General features: G+C 69.3%; 19 protein-coding genes. 14 read left to right on the top strand and 5 right to left on the bottom strand.

From position 1 onward, the window contains the following. The first annotated feature begins 197 nt into the window (after window positions 1-197). A complete protein-coding gene (locus FHX32_RS20100) occupies window positions 198-1,910 on the top strand; it encodes an IS1634 family transposase (RefSeq protein ID WP_167185195.1) in 1,713 nt (570 codons plus the stop codon). Window positions 1,911-2,420: 510 nt separating this feature from the next. Here FHX32_RS20100 and FHX32_RS20105 read toward each other — a convergent pair. Beyond that, complete coding sequence (locus tag FHX32_RS20105) at window positions 2,421-2,618, bottom strand: hypothetical protein (protein ID WP_167185198.1); 198 nt, start codon at window positions 2,616-2,618, stop codon at window positions 2,421-2,423. 406 nt (window positions 2,619-3,024) lie between these two features. Here FHX32_RS20105 and FHX32_RS20110 point away from each other — a divergent pair, with 406 nt between their 5' ends. Together FHX32_RS20110 and FHX32_RS20115 are read left to right on the top strand one after the other, a co-directional pair. Continuing rightward, complete coding sequence (locus FHX32_RS20110; protein ID WP_486481202.1) at window positions 3,025-4,050, top strand: ATP-dependent DNA ligase; 1,026 nt, start codon at window positions 3,025-3,027, stop codon at window positions 4,048-4,050. Between the two features lie 866 nt (window positions 4,051-4,916). Beyond that, complete coding sequence (locus tag FHX32_RS20115; RefSeq protein ID WP_167185201.1) at window positions 4,917-5,171, top strand: hypothetical protein; 255 nt, start codon at window positions 4,917-4,919, stop codon at window positions 5,169-5,171. Between the two features lie 483 nt (window positions 5,172-5,654). Here FHX32_RS20115 and FHX32_RS20120 read toward each other — a convergent pair whose 3' ends face one another. The 4 genes from FHX32_RS20120 to FHX32_RS20135 all read right to left on the bottom strand — a co-directional run bounded on the left by FHX32_RS20120 (window position 5,655) and on the right by FHX32_RS20135 (window position 8,602). Next, the gene (locus FHX32_RS20120) at window positions 5,655-6,197 is read right to left on the bottom strand and encodes a phosphatase PAP2 family protein (RefSeq protein WP_208418903.1); all 543 of its coding nucleotides are present in this window, start codon (window positions 6,195-6,197) and stop codon (window positions 5,655-5,657) included. Window positions 6,198-6,292: 95 nt separating this feature from the next. After that, window positions 6,293-6,814 carry a hypothetical protein gene (locus FHX32_RS20125; RefSeq protein ID WP_167185203.1) on the bottom strand — a complete coding sequence of 174 codons (522 nt, stop codon included), beginning with the start codon at window positions 6,812-6,814 and terminating at the stop codon, window positions 6,293-6,295. Continuing rightward, window positions 6,811-8,052 (bottom strand): MAB_1171c family putative transporter, encoded by a 1,242-nt coding sequence (locus tag FHX32_RS20130; protein ID WP_486481203.1) that lies wholly within the window; start codon window positions 8,050-8,052, stop codon window positions 6,811-6,813. The genes FHX32_RS20125 and FHX32_RS20130 overlap by 4 nt, the downstream gene beginning before the upstream one ends. A gap of 100 nt (window positions 8,053-8,152) precedes the next feature. After that, on the bottom strand, window positions 8,153-8,602 hold the full coding sequence (locus FHX32_RS20135; protein ID WP_208418904.1) for a helix-turn-helix domain-containing protein: 450 nt from the start codon (window positions 8,600-8,602) through the stop codon (window positions 8,153-8,155). 700 nt (window positions 8,603-9,302) lie between these two features. On the opposite strand from FHX32_RS20135, the gene FHX32_RS20140 reads away from it, so the two are divergent. From FHX32_RS20140 to FHX32_RS20190, 11 genes are all read left to right on the top strand, one after another. After that, entirely contained in the window at window positions 9,303-9,593 is a 291-nt protein-coding gene (locus FHX32_RS20140; protein ID WP_167185211.1) for a hypothetical protein, read from the top strand. A gap of 338 nt (window positions 9,594-9,931) precedes the next feature. Next, window positions 9,932-10,513 carry a hypothetical protein gene (locus FHX32_RS20145; protein ID WP_167185214.1) on the top strand — a complete coding sequence of 194 codons (582 nt, stop codon included), beginning with the start codon at window positions 9,932-9,934 and terminating at the stop codon, window positions 10,511-10,513. A gap of 76 nt (window positions 10,514-10,589) precedes the next feature. Next, window positions 10,590-11,183: an SAF domain-containing protein gene (locus FHX32_RS20150; protein ID WP_167185217.1), complete on the top strand. Its 594-nt coding sequence runs from the start codon at window positions 10,590-10,592 to the stop codon at window positions 11,181-11,183. 109 nt (window positions 11,184-11,292) lie between these two features. Continuing rightward, window positions 11,293-12,012, top strand: coding sequence for a P-loop NTPase family protein (locus FHX32_RS20155; protein WP_208418905.1), 720 nt, complete (start codon window positions 11,293-11,295; stop codon window positions 12,010-12,012). Then, window positions 12,009-13,301 (top strand): ATPase, T2SS/T4P/T4SS family, encoded by a 1,293-nt coding sequence (locus FHX32_RS20160; protein ID WP_167185223.1) that lies wholly within the window; start codon window positions 12,009-12,011, stop codon window positions 13,299-13,301. The genes FHX32_RS20155 and FHX32_RS20160 overlap by 4 nt, the downstream gene beginning before the upstream one ends. A 3-nt stretch (window positions 13,302-13,304) precedes the next feature. After that, window positions 13,305-14,162 (top strand): type II secretion system F family protein, encoded by an 858-nt coding sequence (locus FHX32_RS20165; RefSeq protein ID WP_167185226.1) that lies wholly within the window; start codon window positions 13,305-13,307, stop codon window positions 14,160-14,162. A 17-nt stretch (window positions 14,163-14,179) separates the two neighbouring features. Continuing rightward, complete coding sequence (locus tag FHX32_RS20170; RefSeq protein ID WP_167185229.1) at window positions 14,180-15,043, top strand: type II secretion system F family protein; 864 nt, start codon at window positions 14,180-14,182, stop codon at window positions 15,041-15,043. A gap of 14 nt (window positions 15,044-15,057) precedes the next feature. Beyond that, a complete protein-coding gene (locus FHX32_RS20175; protein WP_167185232.1) occupies window positions 15,058-15,261 on the top strand; it encodes a hypothetical protein in 204 nt (67 codons plus the stop codon). Then, the gene (locus tag FHX32_RS20180; RefSeq protein WP_167185236.1) at window positions 15,261-15,650 is read left to right on the top strand and encodes a TadE family protein; all 390 of its coding nucleotides are present in this window, start codon (window positions 15,261-15,263) and stop codon (window positions 15,648-15,650) included. The genes FHX32_RS20175 and FHX32_RS20180 overlap by 1 nt, the downstream gene beginning before the upstream one ends. A 78-nt stretch (window positions 15,651-15,728) precedes the next feature. Next, window positions 15,729-16,334: a hypothetical protein gene (locus FHX32_RS20185; protein WP_167185239.1), complete on the top strand. Its 606-nt coding sequence runs from the start codon at window positions 15,729-15,731 to the stop codon at window positions 16,332-16,334. Continuing rightward, window positions 16,331-16,762, top strand: a complete 432-nt coding sequence (locus tag FHX32_RS20190; RefSeq protein WP_167185243.1) for a pilus assembly protein TadG-related protein — start codon at window positions 16,331-16,333, stop codon at window positions 16,760-16,762. The genes FHX32_RS20185 and FHX32_RS20190 overlap by 4 nt, the downstream gene beginning before the upstream one ends. Window positions 16,763-16,773: the final 11 nt, after the last annotated feature.

The raw sequence follows: 16,773 nt of genomic DNA on the forward strand, positions 1-16,773 counted from the left end.
TCTTGACGGTTCCCATGGCCCGATACCGAGGCCCGCGTTCCGCAGTTGGTGGGCATGTGAGGCCGCCTGACCGGGTGTAGTTGCTGGTCAGCGACGTGCGTGCTGTCCGTGGCGTCGTATGGCGTGGGCACACGAGATCGACAACTGTGGCCATAGATACCCTTGTGTATGGCAGCGGTTGGCGTCATCGTGTGGGCATGTATCTGCGGACGACGCAGCGCCGCAACGGCGACGGGTCCACGGTGCGATACGTGCAACTGGCGCACAATCGTCGCGTCGGCGGCGTGACTCAGGCCGAGGTGCTGGTCAACTTCGGTCGCGAGGATCTGCTGGACGTGGCCGGGCTGCGTCGGCTGGTGGCGTCGATCAACCGCTACCTGGGCGATGAGCCCGCTGACCTCGCCGACGCCGCCGCTGGCGGGCCGTTGACGGTGGTCGAGTCGCGTTCGTGCGGGACGGTGTGGCTGCTCGACGGGCTGTGGAAGACCCTCGGTATCGACAAGGCGCTGGGTGAGGTCCTTGCCGGGCGCCGGTTTCGTAGTCAGGTCGAGCGGGTGCTGTTCGCGCTGGTGGCCAACCGTGCGGTGGCGCCAGCATCGAAGCTGGCCGCGGCGGACTGGGCCACCTGGGACGTGGCCGTGCCGGGCCTTGGACGCATCGACGCCGATCAGGCATATCGGGCGATGGACCTGCTCATCGACGCCGAGGCCGGGGCGCACGCCACGGTGCAGGAGACGGTGTTCTTCGCCGTGGCGAACCTGCTCAATTTGGAAGTCGATGTGTTGTTCTTCGACACCACCTCCACCTACTTCGAGCTCGACGACGAAGACGACCCCGACGGCGTGACGGTGTCGACGCTGCGCCGCTTCGGCAAGAGCAAGGACCACCGCCCGGACCTGCCGCAGGTCGTCATCGGACTGGCCGTCACCCGCGAGGGCATCCCAGTGCGCTGCTGGGTGTGGCCGGGCAACACCACCGACGCGACCGTCATCCCGCAGGTCAAAGACGATCTGCGGGGGTGGCGGCTGGGCCGGGTAGTCACCGTGGTCGACCGGGGATTCTCCTCGGACGCCAACCTGGCCTACCTGGCCCGCGCCGGCGGCGGGTGGATCGCCGGGGAACGGATGCGTGACGGCAGCGCCGACGCGGCCGCAGCCCTTGCCCGTCAGGGCCGCTACCAGGTCGTGCGTGACAACCTGCGGGTCAAGGAAGTCACGGTGGACGCGACACCCGGCAAGCGGTGGATCATCTGCCACAACCCGGTCGAGGCCGAACGTGACCAGCAGACCCGCGACAAGCACCTGGCCCGCGTCGAGGCCGAGCTGGCCCGAATCGCCAATGCCCGGGCCAAGGCCAGCGCGAAGGCGGCCAAGGCCGGCAAGATCGCCGACGACGGGCCGCACCGCAAGGCCGAATGCGCCTTGCGCGACCATCCAACGCTGGGCCGCTACCTGCGCCAGCAGGCCAACGGCCGGCTCGTCGTCAACCGCGCGAAGGTCGCCGAGGAGGCCAAGCTCGACGGCAAGTACCTGCTGTCCACCAACGACCCCCACCTGAGCGCCGAAGACGTGGCACTGGGCTACAAGAACCTCCTGGAAGCCGAACGCAGCTTCCGTGACATGAAGACGATCATCGAGCTGCGGCCCGTCTACCACCGTCTCGACCAGCGCATCCAGGCCCACGTCCTGCTCTGCTGGCTCGCGTTGCTGCTCGTGCGCGTCGCCGAGCGGCGCACCGGGCAGACCTGGAACCACATCAACACCCAGCTGTCACGGGTGCACCAGGTCCAGCTGCAGGGCCCCGACGGCCAGATCCTTCAAACGACGCCCCTCAATGAACCACAGCAGGCATTGTTCACCGCTGCCGGCGTACCCAAACCACCGCGAATCACCGCGATCCACCCCGCCTGACCACGTCAACGCGTAGGCACACGACCACCCGGCCTCACCACGCCCATTTCCGCAGCCCAAAGCCCCGATTCGCCATGATCGTCTGCCCACCAACTGCGGAACGCGGGCGAGGCGGCCGCGGGCGTTGTGGAGGCGGGCCCGCAGATCGCTCAGCCGTCGCAGTCCGTGGCGAGCAGCCTCCGATCAACTGGTGCGATTTCTGTAGGCTTGCTCGTGGCGCATCGCGGCCGCGAGATCGCGCCGTTCGCTGGCTGAGGTTTCGATCATCCGGTCGACCATCGCCCGCGCCGCTACTCCTCGTCGAACTCGTAGATCACCTCAGGGCCGCCGTCGCCGCCGGGGCGGCCACCGACTCACCACCGCCGGCCGTCGCGCGTCAGCCAGATGTCGCGTCTTGCCATGCGGCCCCAGCGAGGTCGGGCCGAAGTGCAATGCCGGGCTTTCGCCCCCGCAGCGATCGTACGCATGTTCGAATCCGGGGTGGGGTATCGAACGCCGCAGCCCGGCGGGTCACTCGCAGCGGTCCTCGGCGCCTCGGCCGTACGGCTCGCAGCAGTCGGGGCAATGCCGGTACACGCGCAGGTCACGGCCGCGCCGGTGGGCGTACTCGGATGTGATCTCGTACAAGCAGGCCCGCCACACGACGGTTCCCCCGCCGCCGGGCACCACCCGGCCATCGCCGGGCCCGCCGCGCAGCAGCACGTCCACCCTCCGACCGTACGCGCCGACGAGCACGGGACGCGGCGTACGAGACTCTGCCGCCCGACTGGGCAGCGCAGCGGGCAGTGACCGGCCCCGCGACTGAACCCGCTGCGCGGGACCGGTCGTCGGCGGCCTGCGGCCGATGCGGGCCCCACCTGCACATGGCCGTGGCCGGCGGCCGAGCGGTGACCCCGCCAACCGTTCAGGATCCCCGCCGACCCCGCCAGTGCTAGCGCTGCGCGCATACTGCAGCCCTCGCTGGCGCATTGGATGTCGCGGATCTCCGCCCGAGGTCACCCACGTCTCTCCCACGATGACGTGGGGGGCGGAAGATGAGCGGCAGTGACGGCCGGCGTGGTGGGGCCTGGACGTGACTCCAGCCCGCCGACAGGCGAGCACGGGGGCGGAACCGGTGCTGCGTCGGCCGGTCGCGCCGATGCTCGCGGCACCGGTCGACGTGGTGCCCGAGGGCTCGGGCTTGGTGCATGAGCCGAAGTGGGACGGGTGGAGGTGTATCGCCTTCCGCGAGCCCGACGGGGTCTACCTGCAGTCGCGGGCCGGCCGGAACCTGACCACCTACTTCCCGGACATCACCCGGGCGATCCGGGCTGCGGTCCCGCCAGGGGTGGTGCTCGACGGTGAGCTGATCGTCTGGGAGCGGGGCCGCACCAACTTCGCCCAGCTTCAGCGCCGGGTCACCGCAGGCCGCGACCTGCTACGGGTGGCACGCGAGCGTCCCGCCCACTACGTGCTGTTCGACCTGCTCGCCGACGCCGGCGGTCGGGTGATCCTGGACCTGCCGCTGGCGCAGCGGCGGGCCCGGCTGGAGCAGTTGCTCGTTGACGCGCCGGCGCAGCTCACCGCGACACCGCAGACGGCCGACATGCGGCAGGTGGCGGACTGGCTGCTGCACTGGACCGTCGCCGCGGGCATCGAGGGCGTGGTCAGCAAACGCCTGGGCGGCCGGTACGAGCCGGGCCGGCGTGGCTGGTCGAAGTTCCGCACCCGGATCGTCACCGAGGCGATCATCGGTGGGGTGACCGGCAGCATCAGCCGCCCGGAAACCCTGCTGCTGGGCCGGTTCGACCGCCGGGGACGGCTGCGATACACCGGCCGGTCCCACCCGCTGACCACCGACCAGCGTGCGGCGCTGGCCGAGCTGCTGTCGCCGCCACGCATACCACGCCACGGCACGGCCCACCCGTGGCCGGAGCCGCTGCCCGCGTCCTGGACCGGCCAGCTGGACCGGCCCGAACCGCTGCCATACGTGCAGCTGGAACCGACCGTGGTGGCGGAGATCGACGCCGACGTGGCGTTCGAACACGGACGCTGGCGCCACCGGGTGCGGTACGCGCGGCCCCGGGCGGACCTATCGGTCTATGACGTGCCGCTGCTCCTCGGCGAGGGCGAGGACCCGTTCGGGACCGTGATTGGCTAACGGGCGAGGCTGCCGAGTCGGCGGGCACTGCCCGCAGGGAGGCTGGGGCGTGACAGGCTTCGCCGTTGACGGTCCGCGCCGCACCCATGCGGCAGCGGTAGATGGCGGTGGCGAGGCCACCGACCGCGGCGCCGACGGCGGCGGTGATGTTTCGCACCGACCGGATGTTGATCGGCGATTGCCCTTAGATGCGCGGTGAGGGTGTCGTCGTTGAAATAGAGCTGGGTGGTCAGGCCCAGGGTGGCGATGAGGCCGGAGAACGCCAGTTAGACAGGTGACTGGCGTTTCCGCAGCTCAGGCGCGACGACCTCACCTAGCCCGCTTCGCCCTCAAGGTCCCTGCGTCGCTGCTCAGCCCAAGCCCGGATGTCGGCCGTAGCCCACACGCGGCCCACCGTCAGGTGAGCGATCGGCTTAGGGAAGTCCGCACGGTCAGCAAGCGTGTTAGCTCGCTGCCTGGACACACCGAGGAAAGCCGCAATCTCGGCCATCGCCATCACGTCCTCGGTCATCGATCGAGACCATCCAGCACGGGCCCTTTACGACTCGTCAACAAGGGTCGCCCGAAGGGGTTGACGAGTCGTCAACCCTTCGGCGAGAGTCGGAGCATGCCCATACGGAGGGTCCTCAAACCGATACCGCTTGCTCCTGTTCATCGGCCCGTGTGGCGGCGCTGGTTCCGCCGTGACTGTTCCTGTGGGCTGAGGTGGAAGACGTGCCCTGACAAGCACAAGGCCGTGCCCGTCGAGCCGATCCCCGAGCCGCCCGCACGGATCGAGCCGCCAGGCTGGAACGAACCGACGCAGATCCTTTGGACGGGAAACCTGCTCACCCGAGGTCAGGCGTACAGATCACAAGGCGGCAGGCATGCCTAGAGACCACCTACCGCTACGTCCGCTGTGGCTGTGTCGAGCCTGCGCCGCCCCCTGGCCCTGCGCCCACGCCCGACTGTCACTGAAAGCTGAGTACGCCCAGGACCGCACCGCACTATGCATCTACCTCGGCTCGATGCTCTACGACGCCTGCGAAGACCTGAACAAGCTCAACCCCAACGAGGTTGACGTGGCCGCCCTCTACACGCGGTTCATCGGATGGCCCGACAGGTTCCGTAGGCGCGACTGACAAACAGCCCAGCAAGCACGACCCCCAGCGGCCACCCGCTGGGGCCCTCTATGTGCTGATCGAGAGCTCTCGATGCCTACAGCGTTGCTCGCCGCACCTCAGCCGGCTTCACCAACCATTGTCAACTCTCTCAGCGGGTGCCAGTTGATGCCCTTGCTGAGCGCCGGCCAGAGGCCCGCCCCAACGCCTCCGCAACGTCCGCGATCCCGTTGGTCCCTTGTGATGGAAGTGCTCTCCGTCCACGGGGCCGAAGCTGCAGCCGATTGCTGCGGGAGCGGACTTCCTCTCACCGCCATCGTCTAGGGTCTTGAGTCTGCTGGCGAGACGCCAGGCGGCCGCAGCGGGTCGGCGGCGGCCGCTCATACGACATCTCCACGTGACTGACCTGGCCGCTGAAGCGCACCTGAACCCTACTCGGGGCAGCAGGGAGAGCCGGGGCCGCTCGACGCCGTCCACGGCCAGCCCGGTCTTCTGCCGTGACCGTCAACGAACGATGGGGAAGACCAGTCCGGCCGCCGCCGCGCCGAGCACCGCGCCGATAACGGTCTGGGTCACCGTGTGTTCTCGCAGCCGCACCCGCGACCAGGCGATCAGGCCGACCACCAGCCAGGCAAGGTGGAGCCACGGCCCGAACACGAGAACGAGCGTCGTAGCCGTGCCCGACGCCACTGCCGTGTGGAAGCTGACTTTCCCCCACCACTTGGTCACAACGAGGGTGAGTGCCAGGCCAGCGAGCATCGCGACGACCAGCGCGACAAGCTCGCGTGGCGCCCGAAGCAGGATCATGAGAGCAAGGCCCACGCCGACCGACGCCGCCGCGAACAGGATCACCGCCGGCCGGCGTTCCCGGACCGACACGTGGTGATCCCGGTAGTGACCTTTACGGATGCCGCGGACGATGTAGCTGATCGGGATTCCGCTGGCGAAAAGGGCCGTAACAATCCCCCAACCCATTGATCGGCTGTGCCAAGCCACAGCGAGGGAGATGCCAGCGACGAGCACTGCCGGTGCCAGGGCCTCGGTCACGACGCGGGCCAGCCGCCGGGCTGCGGAGGACCGAGCGGGGTCGACGGCACCGTCCGGCGCCGTCGTGGCTGACGTACCAACTGCCGGGCGGGCCACTACGATCCTCCGCCCATGACCAGGGCAAGTCCGTCGATGATCTGTCGGGTGCCGTCATCGGCGGGGAGGCGCCAGGGCTGACCGCGGTTGATGCGGGATCCGATCTCTGAGGCGAGCAGTTCGGCCTCCCGCTCTTCCGCACTGTCGTAGAGGGTGCGCTCCAGCATCCGCCGCACCGTGGACGGATCCAACAGGCCGTACTGCGTCACCCTCTCGGCCATGGGAATGCCGCCGTGATCGCAGATGATGTGGCTCAGCTCGTGTAGGACGATGTGCTCGCGCAGCGGGGCCGGCGCGATGCTGTCGACACACACGTAGTCCGCGTTGGCAGTCGCGAGCCAGGCTCCGCACGATGCGGCTCGCGACGGTAGGTCGACCGGAATGATCCGGATCGGGCGACCCCGCGCCGTGCTGAGCTGAGAGCAGAAGTCGTCGATCGTGAAGGGCGAAGGTACGACGATGCCCAGCGCCCGCAGCTTGGCGCGCGCCGCCCGCCTGGTCGTAACCGGCGTGCTGGTCATGTCGCGTCATCCACCTCCTTCCGCTGTCGTGCAGCTATCCCGGTAGCTAACCGCCGCGTGGCCGGCGCCGGCATGGACCGGCGTCCTCCTCGGCCGAGATTCGCGTACGCGCGTGCAACTTCAAGATGCCATCGGAGCCGGTCAGTGTAACTCAGCGTTGTTTCCCGCGCACATTCGCCGGCCGGCGGCCGCGGCGTCTCCACCTGCTGACGTCCGACCCTTACGGCTTGCCGGATCAGTTCCGCCTCGGCCGCTGGATCTCGGTCTCCATCGGGCTGATGCGATGACTGCGGGCCGGGCTGCCCAGCGTGCGGTGCGTTTCTGCCGTGGAGCCGCAAGCCGTCCTCGATCTCGATGATCCGCCGATTCAACCAGAACCGAACATCGACCACGAAAAGCGGCGGCCGGTTGAGCACGATCTCCGGCGCGGCTGTGGCAAGCGCGCGCCACAACGGGTAGAGCTGGCGGTAGTCGCGCAGACCGGCCCGCCAGGCGTACGGAGTCGGTAGGCCAACCCGGGGTCCCAGTGCGGGCACGGTGGAGCCGAGCACGCAGAAGACGATAGCGGCGAACATGCACGACCGCCCTGCGGTTCGGATGTCAGCGGAAACGGACAGCCCCGAATTGCGCGCCACAAGATACGAGATCCAGTAGCACCAGTAGGCAACTCCGAACGAGCCGCCAACGGCGATGAGATGCAGTCCGAGACGCAGGTGTTCGTGAGGGCTGCGGGCAGCGTAGCGCGCGACCAGCCGCACCATGTCACCGAGCAGGTAGTTGGCCGCGACCAGGAAGGTCACCCAGTACGGGACGATGTACGGTGCCTCGGCGTACACGGTGGTGAACGTCTGAGGGGCCTCCTGGTCGACCGGCGCCAAGCCGAAGAAGATCGCCATTGCCGCCACGCTGACGACAACCAGCGCACCGCGTGCCCAGGTTCGTCGGCGGGCCGCCGGTCCCGGGTAGATCAGGAAGATGAGGATCGAGTGCGCCTGCCATGCTGCCAGCAGGATCAGGCTGTGCCCAACTAGCTCGGCGAGGTTGGGCACTCCGACGGCGCGGTCGAAGGCCCGGTACACCGTCGGGTAGAACACGGTCGCCGCCATCGCCAGAGCCATGATCGCCAACCACAGCGCTGTCCGCTGTGGACTACGCGCTCCTCTGGGTAGGCGCCACGTCCGGTAGATCACCGCTGCCCACAGCAAGGCCAGCGCAGCGACGCCCACCGGTCCCGTCATCGCTCAACCGCCACATTGCCGGCGAATGATGGCGAACCGAACTGACCCAGCCGGGGAAGCCTTCCCATGCTCGCTCCCCCGCTGTCGGCCATCATGTCGGCTATTCCCTGCTTTGCCGCTCGCCGTCTTGTGCAACCTCAATCTCGCGGATCACCTCGACAATCCGCGCCAACTCAGCCAGGCTCCGCTCAGCCTCGGGCAGGAGCGTGCGTCGCAGTGCGACCGTCTTGACCTGCAGATCCTTCAGCGCGGTGAGCATGCGGAGTTCGCGATCGACATCGGCGGCGACGTCCTCGTTGGTGAAGTACTCCACCGGTACGCCGAAGAAGCGCGCCAACGCGCGTAGGTGCTTGATCGTCGGATTGTCCTTGTCGCCCGCGCGCAACTGCCCGATGTAACTGTGCGAGATCGGCTCACCGGCAGCCGTTACCGCCTCAGCGACCTCGCGGTGGCTGTACTCGCGCCCGTCCGACCGGCGTACCGACAGGAACAGGTTGTCCAGCCGCTGGGCCAGCGTTTCACCAGCGGAACCGTCTGCGTGGGGCGTCACGGGGTAGCTCCTTCAACCAACACGCCCAAATCTACACGCCAAATCCGACCGTGCACAACAGTTGACACCCTTGAGGGCGGCGTGCATACGATGCAGCTCGATGGACACTCACGTTTCCATCACATCCATGGATGGAGTTGCTGGTGCCCGCGAGTCCCTATCCGCAGCCCACCTGGCCGCCCGACTCGTATGAGCGGCGGGCGTTCAGAGCGGCAAGCGCATGGCCGCGAGCAGGAGGTGAAGGCTGTAGATACGGAAGGTGACAGGCCGCGTTGGTGATACAGAGGCGTAGGTCGATTGAAGCGAATGGGAGGACTTCATGGCGCTTCTCAAGCACCCGGCACGGCTCATCGCGCCCGCCGTCGCAACGCAGGCCAGTGCCTTCGACTCCTCATCGCTGCACAGCAGGCATCGCATTCGCTCCGGCCAGAGGCGGCACGCAGCAACGCAGCTGGCGCTGCTGCCCATCGCAACTGCGGTGCTTGTCGCTTGTGGCCCGGGCAGCCCTGCGCCGACCCTGAGCACGGCGCCGGCTACCTCTGCGACCAGTCCAGCCTCCTCGCCACCATCCCCCACCTCGGGCACCGGCGCGGCAACCGCTCTAGACGCATACCGGGGCATGTGGAGGGCGTACGTCGACGCCAGCCGCATCCCAGACCCGCAGCACGCCGACCTGCCGAAGTACACCCAAGGAGACGCCTTGAAGGTCTTCGTCAACGGATTGGCCTCCATGCAACGTGACGGCCTGGTGGGCCAGGGCGACGTCACGCTGCACCCGAAGGCAACCACAGTACGGCCGAATGCGTCGCCGCCGACGGTCGACATCGAGGACTGCGTCGACACGTCCAAGACCCGTTTGCTCAAAACGGACGGGTCCCCCTACGCGGACACTCCTGGCGGCCGGCAGTCAGCGAAGGCCACCGTGTCCCGCCTCGATGACGGGGCCTGGAGAGTGACCTCCTTCGCCCTCCAATCGGTCGGAACGTGCTGAGTCGAGGTTTAAGCATGCTGCCGCAGATACGAAGGCTTCTCGCGGTAGGAGGTGTCGCTGTTGCACTCGTCCTCCCCGACGCCGTGGCCGCCCAGGCCGGCCTCGGTGACCCGGTGAACTGCATAGCGAACCCGACGAACCCAGCCTGCGTCATCAACATATCGGAACCTGGAGGGTCGGAAGGCGGCGGTGGGGGTGGCGGCTCGGGGTGCCGAGACGGCTCGAGTCGGGCTGTCCCGTGCAACATTCCGGGCAAGGGTTGGTACGGCGGCGATGGCTGTTGGTACAAGCGCGCCGAGGGAACGGAGCTCGCTGCGGCCGAGGCGCTTGGGGGCCCGGTGGCTCCCCCGGACTACTGGTACGTCGGTTCCTGCGGTGACCCGATCACCAACTTCTGGCCTGAGAGCTTCGTGCGGTTCAGAGTGTTCGGCGCCGACCCTGGGGTCGAACTGTTGGCGCGGGAGGCGGTGAAACACCTCAGACTGCCCGCACCGCAGATCCGGCTCAGTCCCGACAGTGGCTCCCGTCAGGTGGTGCACGTGCCGACGTGGATGTGGGTTGATGAATCGGTGTGGACGCCGCGCCGGGCCACAGCGAGTCTTGCAGGGCTCTCGGTCACGGCGGTTGGCACGCCGACGCGGGTGAGCTGGTCGACCGGCGACGGAGGCTCCCGCACCTGTGGGAAGGGCACGCCGTGGACGCCGGGCATGAATCCAGCGAGTGCGTCGCCTGACTGCGGCCACACCTATACCTCGCCGTCGCGTAGCGCCGCCGGCGGCACGTACACGGTGACCGCGACGATCACGTGGCGGATCACCTGGTCCGGCGGCGGCACGTCGGGCAGCGAACCCGATCTCACCTCGACCGCGAGCGTCCCGGTCCAGGTGGTCGAGGCCTCGGCCGTCAACACGAAGTCATGAGGAGCACGCGGCGATGAGCACAGCGACGTCCGCCCGGCCCACGGCCCGCAGGACACCACCCGAGACCCGCACCATCGTGGACGCGCCCGGTACGCGCCGCCGGCGCTCGGTTCCCCGCCTGCTAGGCGGCGCGCTGCTGGTGGTGCTGGGCGCCGTGGCGTTCGGGGTGGTCGGGCTGCGGGTCGATCCGGGCATCGACGTCCTTGCCATGGCACGTCCGGTCACAGCGGGAAAGCAACTCAGCGACGCGGATCTCCGGGTGGTGCACATCGTTCCCGATCAGGCGCTGCACGTGGTGCGCGCGAGCGAGGGGAGCGCGGTAGTGGGGCGGACCGCGGCTGTCCCGCTCGCCGCCGGCGCGCTGTTGACCTCCGATCAGCTCGGCGCCGTGACCGACCCCCCGCCGGGCAAGTCGGTCATCGCCGTCGGGGTCAAGACGGGGCGGGCGCCGTCAGGGCTGGCACCTGGTGCGTCGGTTCTCGTCGTCATCGTGCGCCAGGGCGGCGCGGTTGACTCGCCTCCGCAAGCGCCCGCGGTCGTCAGGGCCGTCGACCTGACCGACAGCTCCGGAATCACCGTGGTGTCGCTGCAGATGTCGGCTGAGTCGGCGGTGCGGATCGCCTCCGCCACCGGAGACGTCGCGCTGATCCTGCAGAGCCCAGGACGGTGAGCGCGGGATGCTGCTTTGTTTCGGTTCTGCGAAGGGCTCGCCTGGCGCGACCACTTTGGCGGTGGCGATGGCGGCCCGCTGGCCACACCCCGGGCCCCCGCCAGTGGTGGTGGAGGTCGACGCGGCCGGCGGTGATCTGGGCAGCCGCTGGGACACCTACGACGAGCCGGGACTGGCGAGCCTGGCATCGGGCGCCTACGGCGGCCCGATTGGCGACGGCGCCGAATTCGTGCAGCACCTGCAGGTCGGCGCCGATGTGATCCTGACCCCGCCCAGCGACGCCGCCGCCGCGACGGTCGAGGAGCTGCGGATCAAAGGCCCAGGCGTCCTGCGCGAGCTGGCGGCGGTCAGGCCAGTGTTCGCCGATCTCGGCCGTCTCGACCCGCAGTCACCGGTGCTTGCCTACCTCGACAAGGCCGACGAACTGCTGCTGGTCGCCCGGCCGGTGTCGGCGGAACTGCGGCATCTGCGGATGCGGGTGCCAATCCTGCGCCGGCGGTGCCCCGTCGTGCGCCTGGTGCTCGTCGGCGACGGCCCACACCAGCCCGACGAGATCGCCGACTACTTGCAGATCGAGGTCACGACCACGATCCCGCACGACCCGTTGGCGGCCGACATCCTCGCCGGGCGCAAGCGGCCCCGCCGGTGGGGGCAGCCCGGGGCCCGGCGGGAAGCGGGCTGGACTCGCCGTCCGCTGCTCGCCGCGGCCCGCAGCCTCGCGCTCACCTACCGTCCGCCCGCCGAGCCTGCGTCAGATGCCGCCGAGGCCGTCAACGCGGGGCGGAACACTGCAGGACCCGCGCGGGAGAGGTTGGAGGCCACGCCATGACAACGAGCCAGATGCTGGCGCAGGTCGCCGTGCTGCGCGACGAACTGCACGCCGCGGTGTCCGATCGGCTGGCCGCAGCGGTCCGCCGTGGTGAGGTCGACGACCGGGGAGCGTTCGTCAAGGACCTGGTAACTGACGTCGTCCGTGAGTACACCGTGAGCGCGCTGCGGCGCGGCCAGCAGGCGGTTCCGGACGAGGTTCGCGAGCAGCTGCGCCGATCGCTGATGGACGCCTTCACCGGGCTGGGTGACCTGCAGCCGTTGATCGACGACCCAGATATCGAAAACATCGACGTCAACGGGGCCGAGAATGTGTTCATCACCTACGCCGGCGGCAAGCGGGTCCGGGTCGGCCCGGTCGCGTCGTCGGACGAGGAGCTGGCCGACACGTTGCGCAAGGTCGCCGCGTCACTGGGGGTTCAAGAGCGGCGGTTCGATCCGGGCCTGCCCCGGCTGAACCTTCGCCTGCCGGGTGGGGCGCGGCTGTTCGCGGTGATGTCGGTGACCGAGCGGGTGTGCGTGTCGATCCGCCGGCACCGGTTCATGCAGCTGACATTGGCCGAGCTGGCTGGTCTGGGCACCATGACGCCGGCGATGGCACAGCTGTTCGAGGCAATGGTGATTGCCCGGCTCAACATCGTCGTGTCGGGCGGCATGGACACCGGCAAGACCAGGATGGTGCGGGCGTTGTGCTCGGCGATCCGGCCGTACGAGCGGATCATCACGGTCGAAGACCCGTACGAGCTGAGCCTGGACACCGATCCCGCCCACCCGGACGTGGTGCCGATGCAGCCCCGCGACCCGAACATCGAGGGCTCGGGCGGCATCGACATGGTGCAGCTGGTCCGCTGGGCGACCCGGATGAACCCCAGCCGGGTGATCGTCGGCGAGGTCCGGGGGCCGGAGGTCATCCCGCTGCTCAACGCGCTGAACCAGGGCACCGACGGGTCGATGACCACCATCCACGCATCGTCGACGCGGGAGGCGTTCAAGAAGATCGCCGGATACGCCCGCCAGTCCAAGGAACAGCTGCCGTTCGACGTCACCTACCAGCTCATCGGCGGCGGCGTGCACGTCGTGGTGCAGCTGGGCAAGACCGCCGACGGCACCCGGGTGGTCACCGGTGTCCGGGAGGTTGTCGACGCCGATGCGACCCAGGTCCGCTCGAACGAGATCTACAAGCCCGGCCCTGACCGCCGCGCGGTCCCGGCCAGCCGCTTGAGTGACATCACCATCGACAAGCTGCTCGACGTCGGATTCGACGCCACGCTGCTCGGCGGAGGGCGTTAGGGCATGACCGGCATCAACGTCCTGTGCGGACTCGCGGTGGGCTTCGGCGTGTGGCTGGTGGCCACCGGGATCCGCCGTACCGAACGGCCGGACCGGTCCGGTACCTCCTCGCGGCTGCGGAGCCTCGTCACCGGTCGCAATGGATACCGGCTGGCGGCTGCGGTCGCGGTCGGCGCGCTGGTCGCCGGGTTCACCCGCTGGCCGGTGGCCGCGCTGCTGGCGGCCATGTTCACCAACGCGGCACCGTCGATGCTCGGCGGAGGCCGGGCCGAGGCGGCCTCGTTGGCGAAGCTGGACGCGATCGCGTCGTGGACGGAGGCGCTGCGTGGCAGCCTGCGTTCGTACGCCGGCATCGAGCAGGCGATCCGGGACACCGCCGACCTCGCCAAGCCCCCGATCCATGCCCAGTCGACCGGTCTGGCTGCCGCGCTCGACGCGGGTGTGCGGCTGCCAGTCGCGATGACGGGGTTCAAACGCGACGTCGACCACCACGCCGCCGACCTGGTCGCGACGGCGCTGCGGAAGGCGTCTGGCAGCCACACCGGCAACCTCGCCGCCCAGCTCGGATGGCTCGCCCACGCGGTCCGGGAGCGGGTCGCCGCAGTGCAGCGGGTCGAGACCGCCCGGACCGAGGCCAAGGCCAGCGCCCGACTAGTGATCGTCATCGTGGTCATCGTCGGTGTCGGCCTGTACCTGTTCAACCGGCCGCTGCTTCAACCGTTCGACAGCCCCACCGGGCAAGCGGTCCTGCTCATCATCGGCGCGATCTGGACGCTCGCGGCCGTGTGGCTGCAGCGGCTGACCCGCATGCCGGAGCCCGCCCGCGTCCTGCACGACGATCCGGAGACGAGGACGCCATGAGCGACGCCCTAACCGTCATGGTCACCGCCGGCGGCGTGGTCGGCGCAGGCGTGGCCGTGTTCGCCTCCGGGCTAAACCCGCCCCGCCCGGCGCTGACCGAGGCACTGGACCGGCTGTCCAGGCCACCGGTCGCCCCGCTCAATCGACGCCGCCGGCTCGACGTCGCGCTGGCAGCGCCGCTGCGCCACCTCGGACTGCCCCGCGACCGCACGCTGATGGATCTCGCGATCCTCGACCGCGACCCCGCCGAGTACCTGGCCCAGCAGATCGTCATCGCGATCGCCGGCATGCTGGTCCTCGGCGCGCTTCCGGTGTTGTGGGGACTCGGCGGGCAAATGCCGCTGTGGCTGGCGTTGCTCGGCGCCGCGATCGCCGTCCGACTGACCCACAGTCGGCTACACGCCGCAGCCGAGGTCCGCCGCGCCGAGATGCGCGAGACCCTGTCGACTCTGCTGGACCTCGCCGGCGGCGGCCTGTCCGGCGGGGCCGGCGTCGAGCAGGCCCTCGACGAGACGATGGACGAGCTGTCCGGCTGGGCCGCCACCCGGATCCGCCGCGAACTGTCCGCCGCAGCCCAGACCCGTGGCCGGCAGCGCATCCATGCCTGGACTGCGATGCGGGACCTGGGTGCGCAAATCGGCGTCGATGAACTCGCCGAGCTCGCCACCGCGATGGAACAGGCCGCTGCCGGGGCACCGGTGGCCGAGACCATGTCCGTGGTCGCGCGCACGATGCGGGAGCGGATGACCGCCAATCTGGAGCGCCGAGCGCACGCCAACAGCGCTCAAATGGCCATCCCGATCATGCTGTTCGGCCTCGGCTACCTGATCTTTCTTCTGTACGCGGCGATGGGCGCGATCAGCGCCAGCCTGACCCGGTAAAGGAGGCACTCCCGATGAACCACGCCATCATCCGTCTGCTGGCCAAAGGCAGCGCAGCCATGCGTACCCGGCCCGAACGCGGTGCCCAGACCGTCGAGGTAATGCTCTGGATCGCGGCGGTCATCGTCATCGTCGGCGCGGTCGGTCTCATCCTCCGCGACGACCTCAAGGCCTTTTTCAACAACCTCTCGTACACCATCGGCTTCACAGGCAGCTGATGAAACGGCCACGCTGGCAACGGCTCGACGGTGACCGCGGCGCTGTCACCGTCGAGGTCGCCGGCTACACCCTGCTGATGCTGCTGGCGATGATGATCGGCGTCCAAGCGGTCACGTGGGGCCTGGCGGCCCTCGGCGCCCGCTACACCGCCAACCACGCTGCCCAGCAGACTCGGGTATACGGCGGCACCGTCGCCGCCGGTGAGGCCGACGCCAACACCATCCTGGCCTCCGCGGTCGGCAGCGCCCTCAACGACCCCAGGATCGACATCGGCCGCAGCGCGACCACGGTCACCGTCACCGTGCGCGGTACGGCCACCTCGATCATTCCCGGATTCCGTCCCCCGGTCACCGTCACCGTTCATGTGCCCGTGGAGAGGATCAACTAGATGTCCCACTGGCCGACCACAGCCCGGCGCCGCCGCACTGTCGCATCTGCCGTGCGCGGCGACCGCGGCGCCTGGTCGGTGGAGGTGGCCGGCTTCTTCCTTCCCTGCATGCTGGTGGCCATCGTTGTCGTCGCGGCAGCTTTCCAACTCGCCATTTCCCGCCTGGACCTGGAGTCCGCCTCAGCTGCGGCGGCCCGCGCCGCGTCCCTGCAACGAAGCCCCACCGCAGCGACCGCGGCCGCCCGGCAAGCCGCCGAGAACGACCTGGCCGGCCGATCGATCACCTGCGCCAAGCTCGTGGTCGCGGTCGACACCAGCCGGTGGCAGCGCGGCGGGTCGGTCACGGTCACCGTCACGTGCACCGTTGACCTGTCGACGCTGGCCATGATGAACGCCATCCCCGGGCAGATGACCGCCTCGTCGACCTCCACCGCCCCCATCGACACCTACCGGTCGGTTGCGCTGGGAACGGACAGCCTCCGCCACCTCGAACCCGCCATCGTCACCGTCGACTGGTGGCAGCTGCTCGACGAGCGGCAAGCCGATACACCGTCGGCAACCGATGCGGTCGTCAGCGCGGCACGCGCCCGGATCGTCGGCGGCTACGACTATCCCTGGCTGGACACCGAACCGGACGGGCCACCCGCTGACCGGCCCGGCCCGCGGCAGTGGGAGGGCCGATGACCCCGCGTCGACTACGGGCAGCGCGGCGACCTGCAGCGAGTAGGGACCGTGGCTCCGCCACGGCCTTCGGCCTGTTCCTGATCCTGGTTGTGCTCGTCCTCGCCGGGGCCATCCTCGAAGGCGGCAACGCCATGAGCGCCCGCGGCCACGCCACGGACATCGCCCAGCAGGCCGCCCGCGCCGGCGCGAACCAGCTCAACCTCGGCGCGCTGCGCCAGAACGGCGTGGTCCAGATCGACCCCGCCGCCGCGCAGGCCGCAGCCACCGCCTTCCTCAACCAGATGGGCGAGCAGGGCAGCGTCACCGCAACCGCAGAGGAGGTCCGGGTCACCGTCACCGTCACCCGACCCGGGATCCTCGTGCCGATCCTCGGCCTCGACACACTCACCGTCCGCGCTACCGCCACCGCCGCACCGATCACCGGATAGCCCGAGGAGAT

The organism is Micromonospora sp. CNZ280, assembly GCF_011759515.1.

Bases quoted from the DNA above. Each gene is read 5' to 3' on its own strand.
- FHX32_RS20100 (WP_167185195.1), top strand. From the start codon at position 198: ATGTATCTGCGGACGACGCAGCGCCGCAACGGCGACGGGTCCACGGTG.
- FHX32_RS20115 (WP_167185201.1), top strand. From the start codon at position 4,917: ATGCCTAGAGACCACCTACCGCTACGTCCGCTGTGGCTGTGTCGAGCC.
- FHX32_RS20125 (WP_167185203.1), bottom strand. From the start codon at position 6,814: ATGACCAGCACGCCGGTTACGACCAGGCGGGCGGCGCGCGCCAAGCTG.
- FHX32_RS20130 (WP_486481203.1), bottom strand. From the start codon at position 8,052: ATGACGGGACCGGTGGGCGTCGCTGCGCTGGCCTTGCTGTGGGCAGCG.
- FHX32_RS20160 (WP_167185223.1), top strand. From the start codon at position 12,009: ATGACAACGAGCCAGATGCTGGCGCAGGTCGCCGTGCTGCGCGACGAA.
- FHX32_RS20165 (WP_167185226.1), top strand. From the start codon at position 13,305: ATGACCGGCATCAACGTCCTGTGCGGACTCGCGGTGGGCTTCGGCGTG.
- FHX32_RS20170 (WP_167185229.1), top strand. From the start codon at position 14,180: ATGGTCACCGCCGGCGGCGTGGTCGGCGCAGGCGTGGCCGTGTTCGCC.
- FHX32_RS20175 (WP_167185232.1), top strand. From the start codon at position 15,058: ATGAACCACGCCATCATCCGTCTGCTGGCCAAAGGCAGCGCAGCCATG.
- FHX32_RS20180 (WP_167185236.1), top strand. From the start codon at position 15,261: ATGAAACGGCCACGCTGGCAACGGCTCGACGGTGACCGCGGCGCTGTC.
- FHX32_RS20190 (WP_167185243.1), top strand. From the start codon at position 16,331: ATGACCCCGCGTCGACTACGGGCAGCGCGGCGACCTGCAGCGAGTAGG.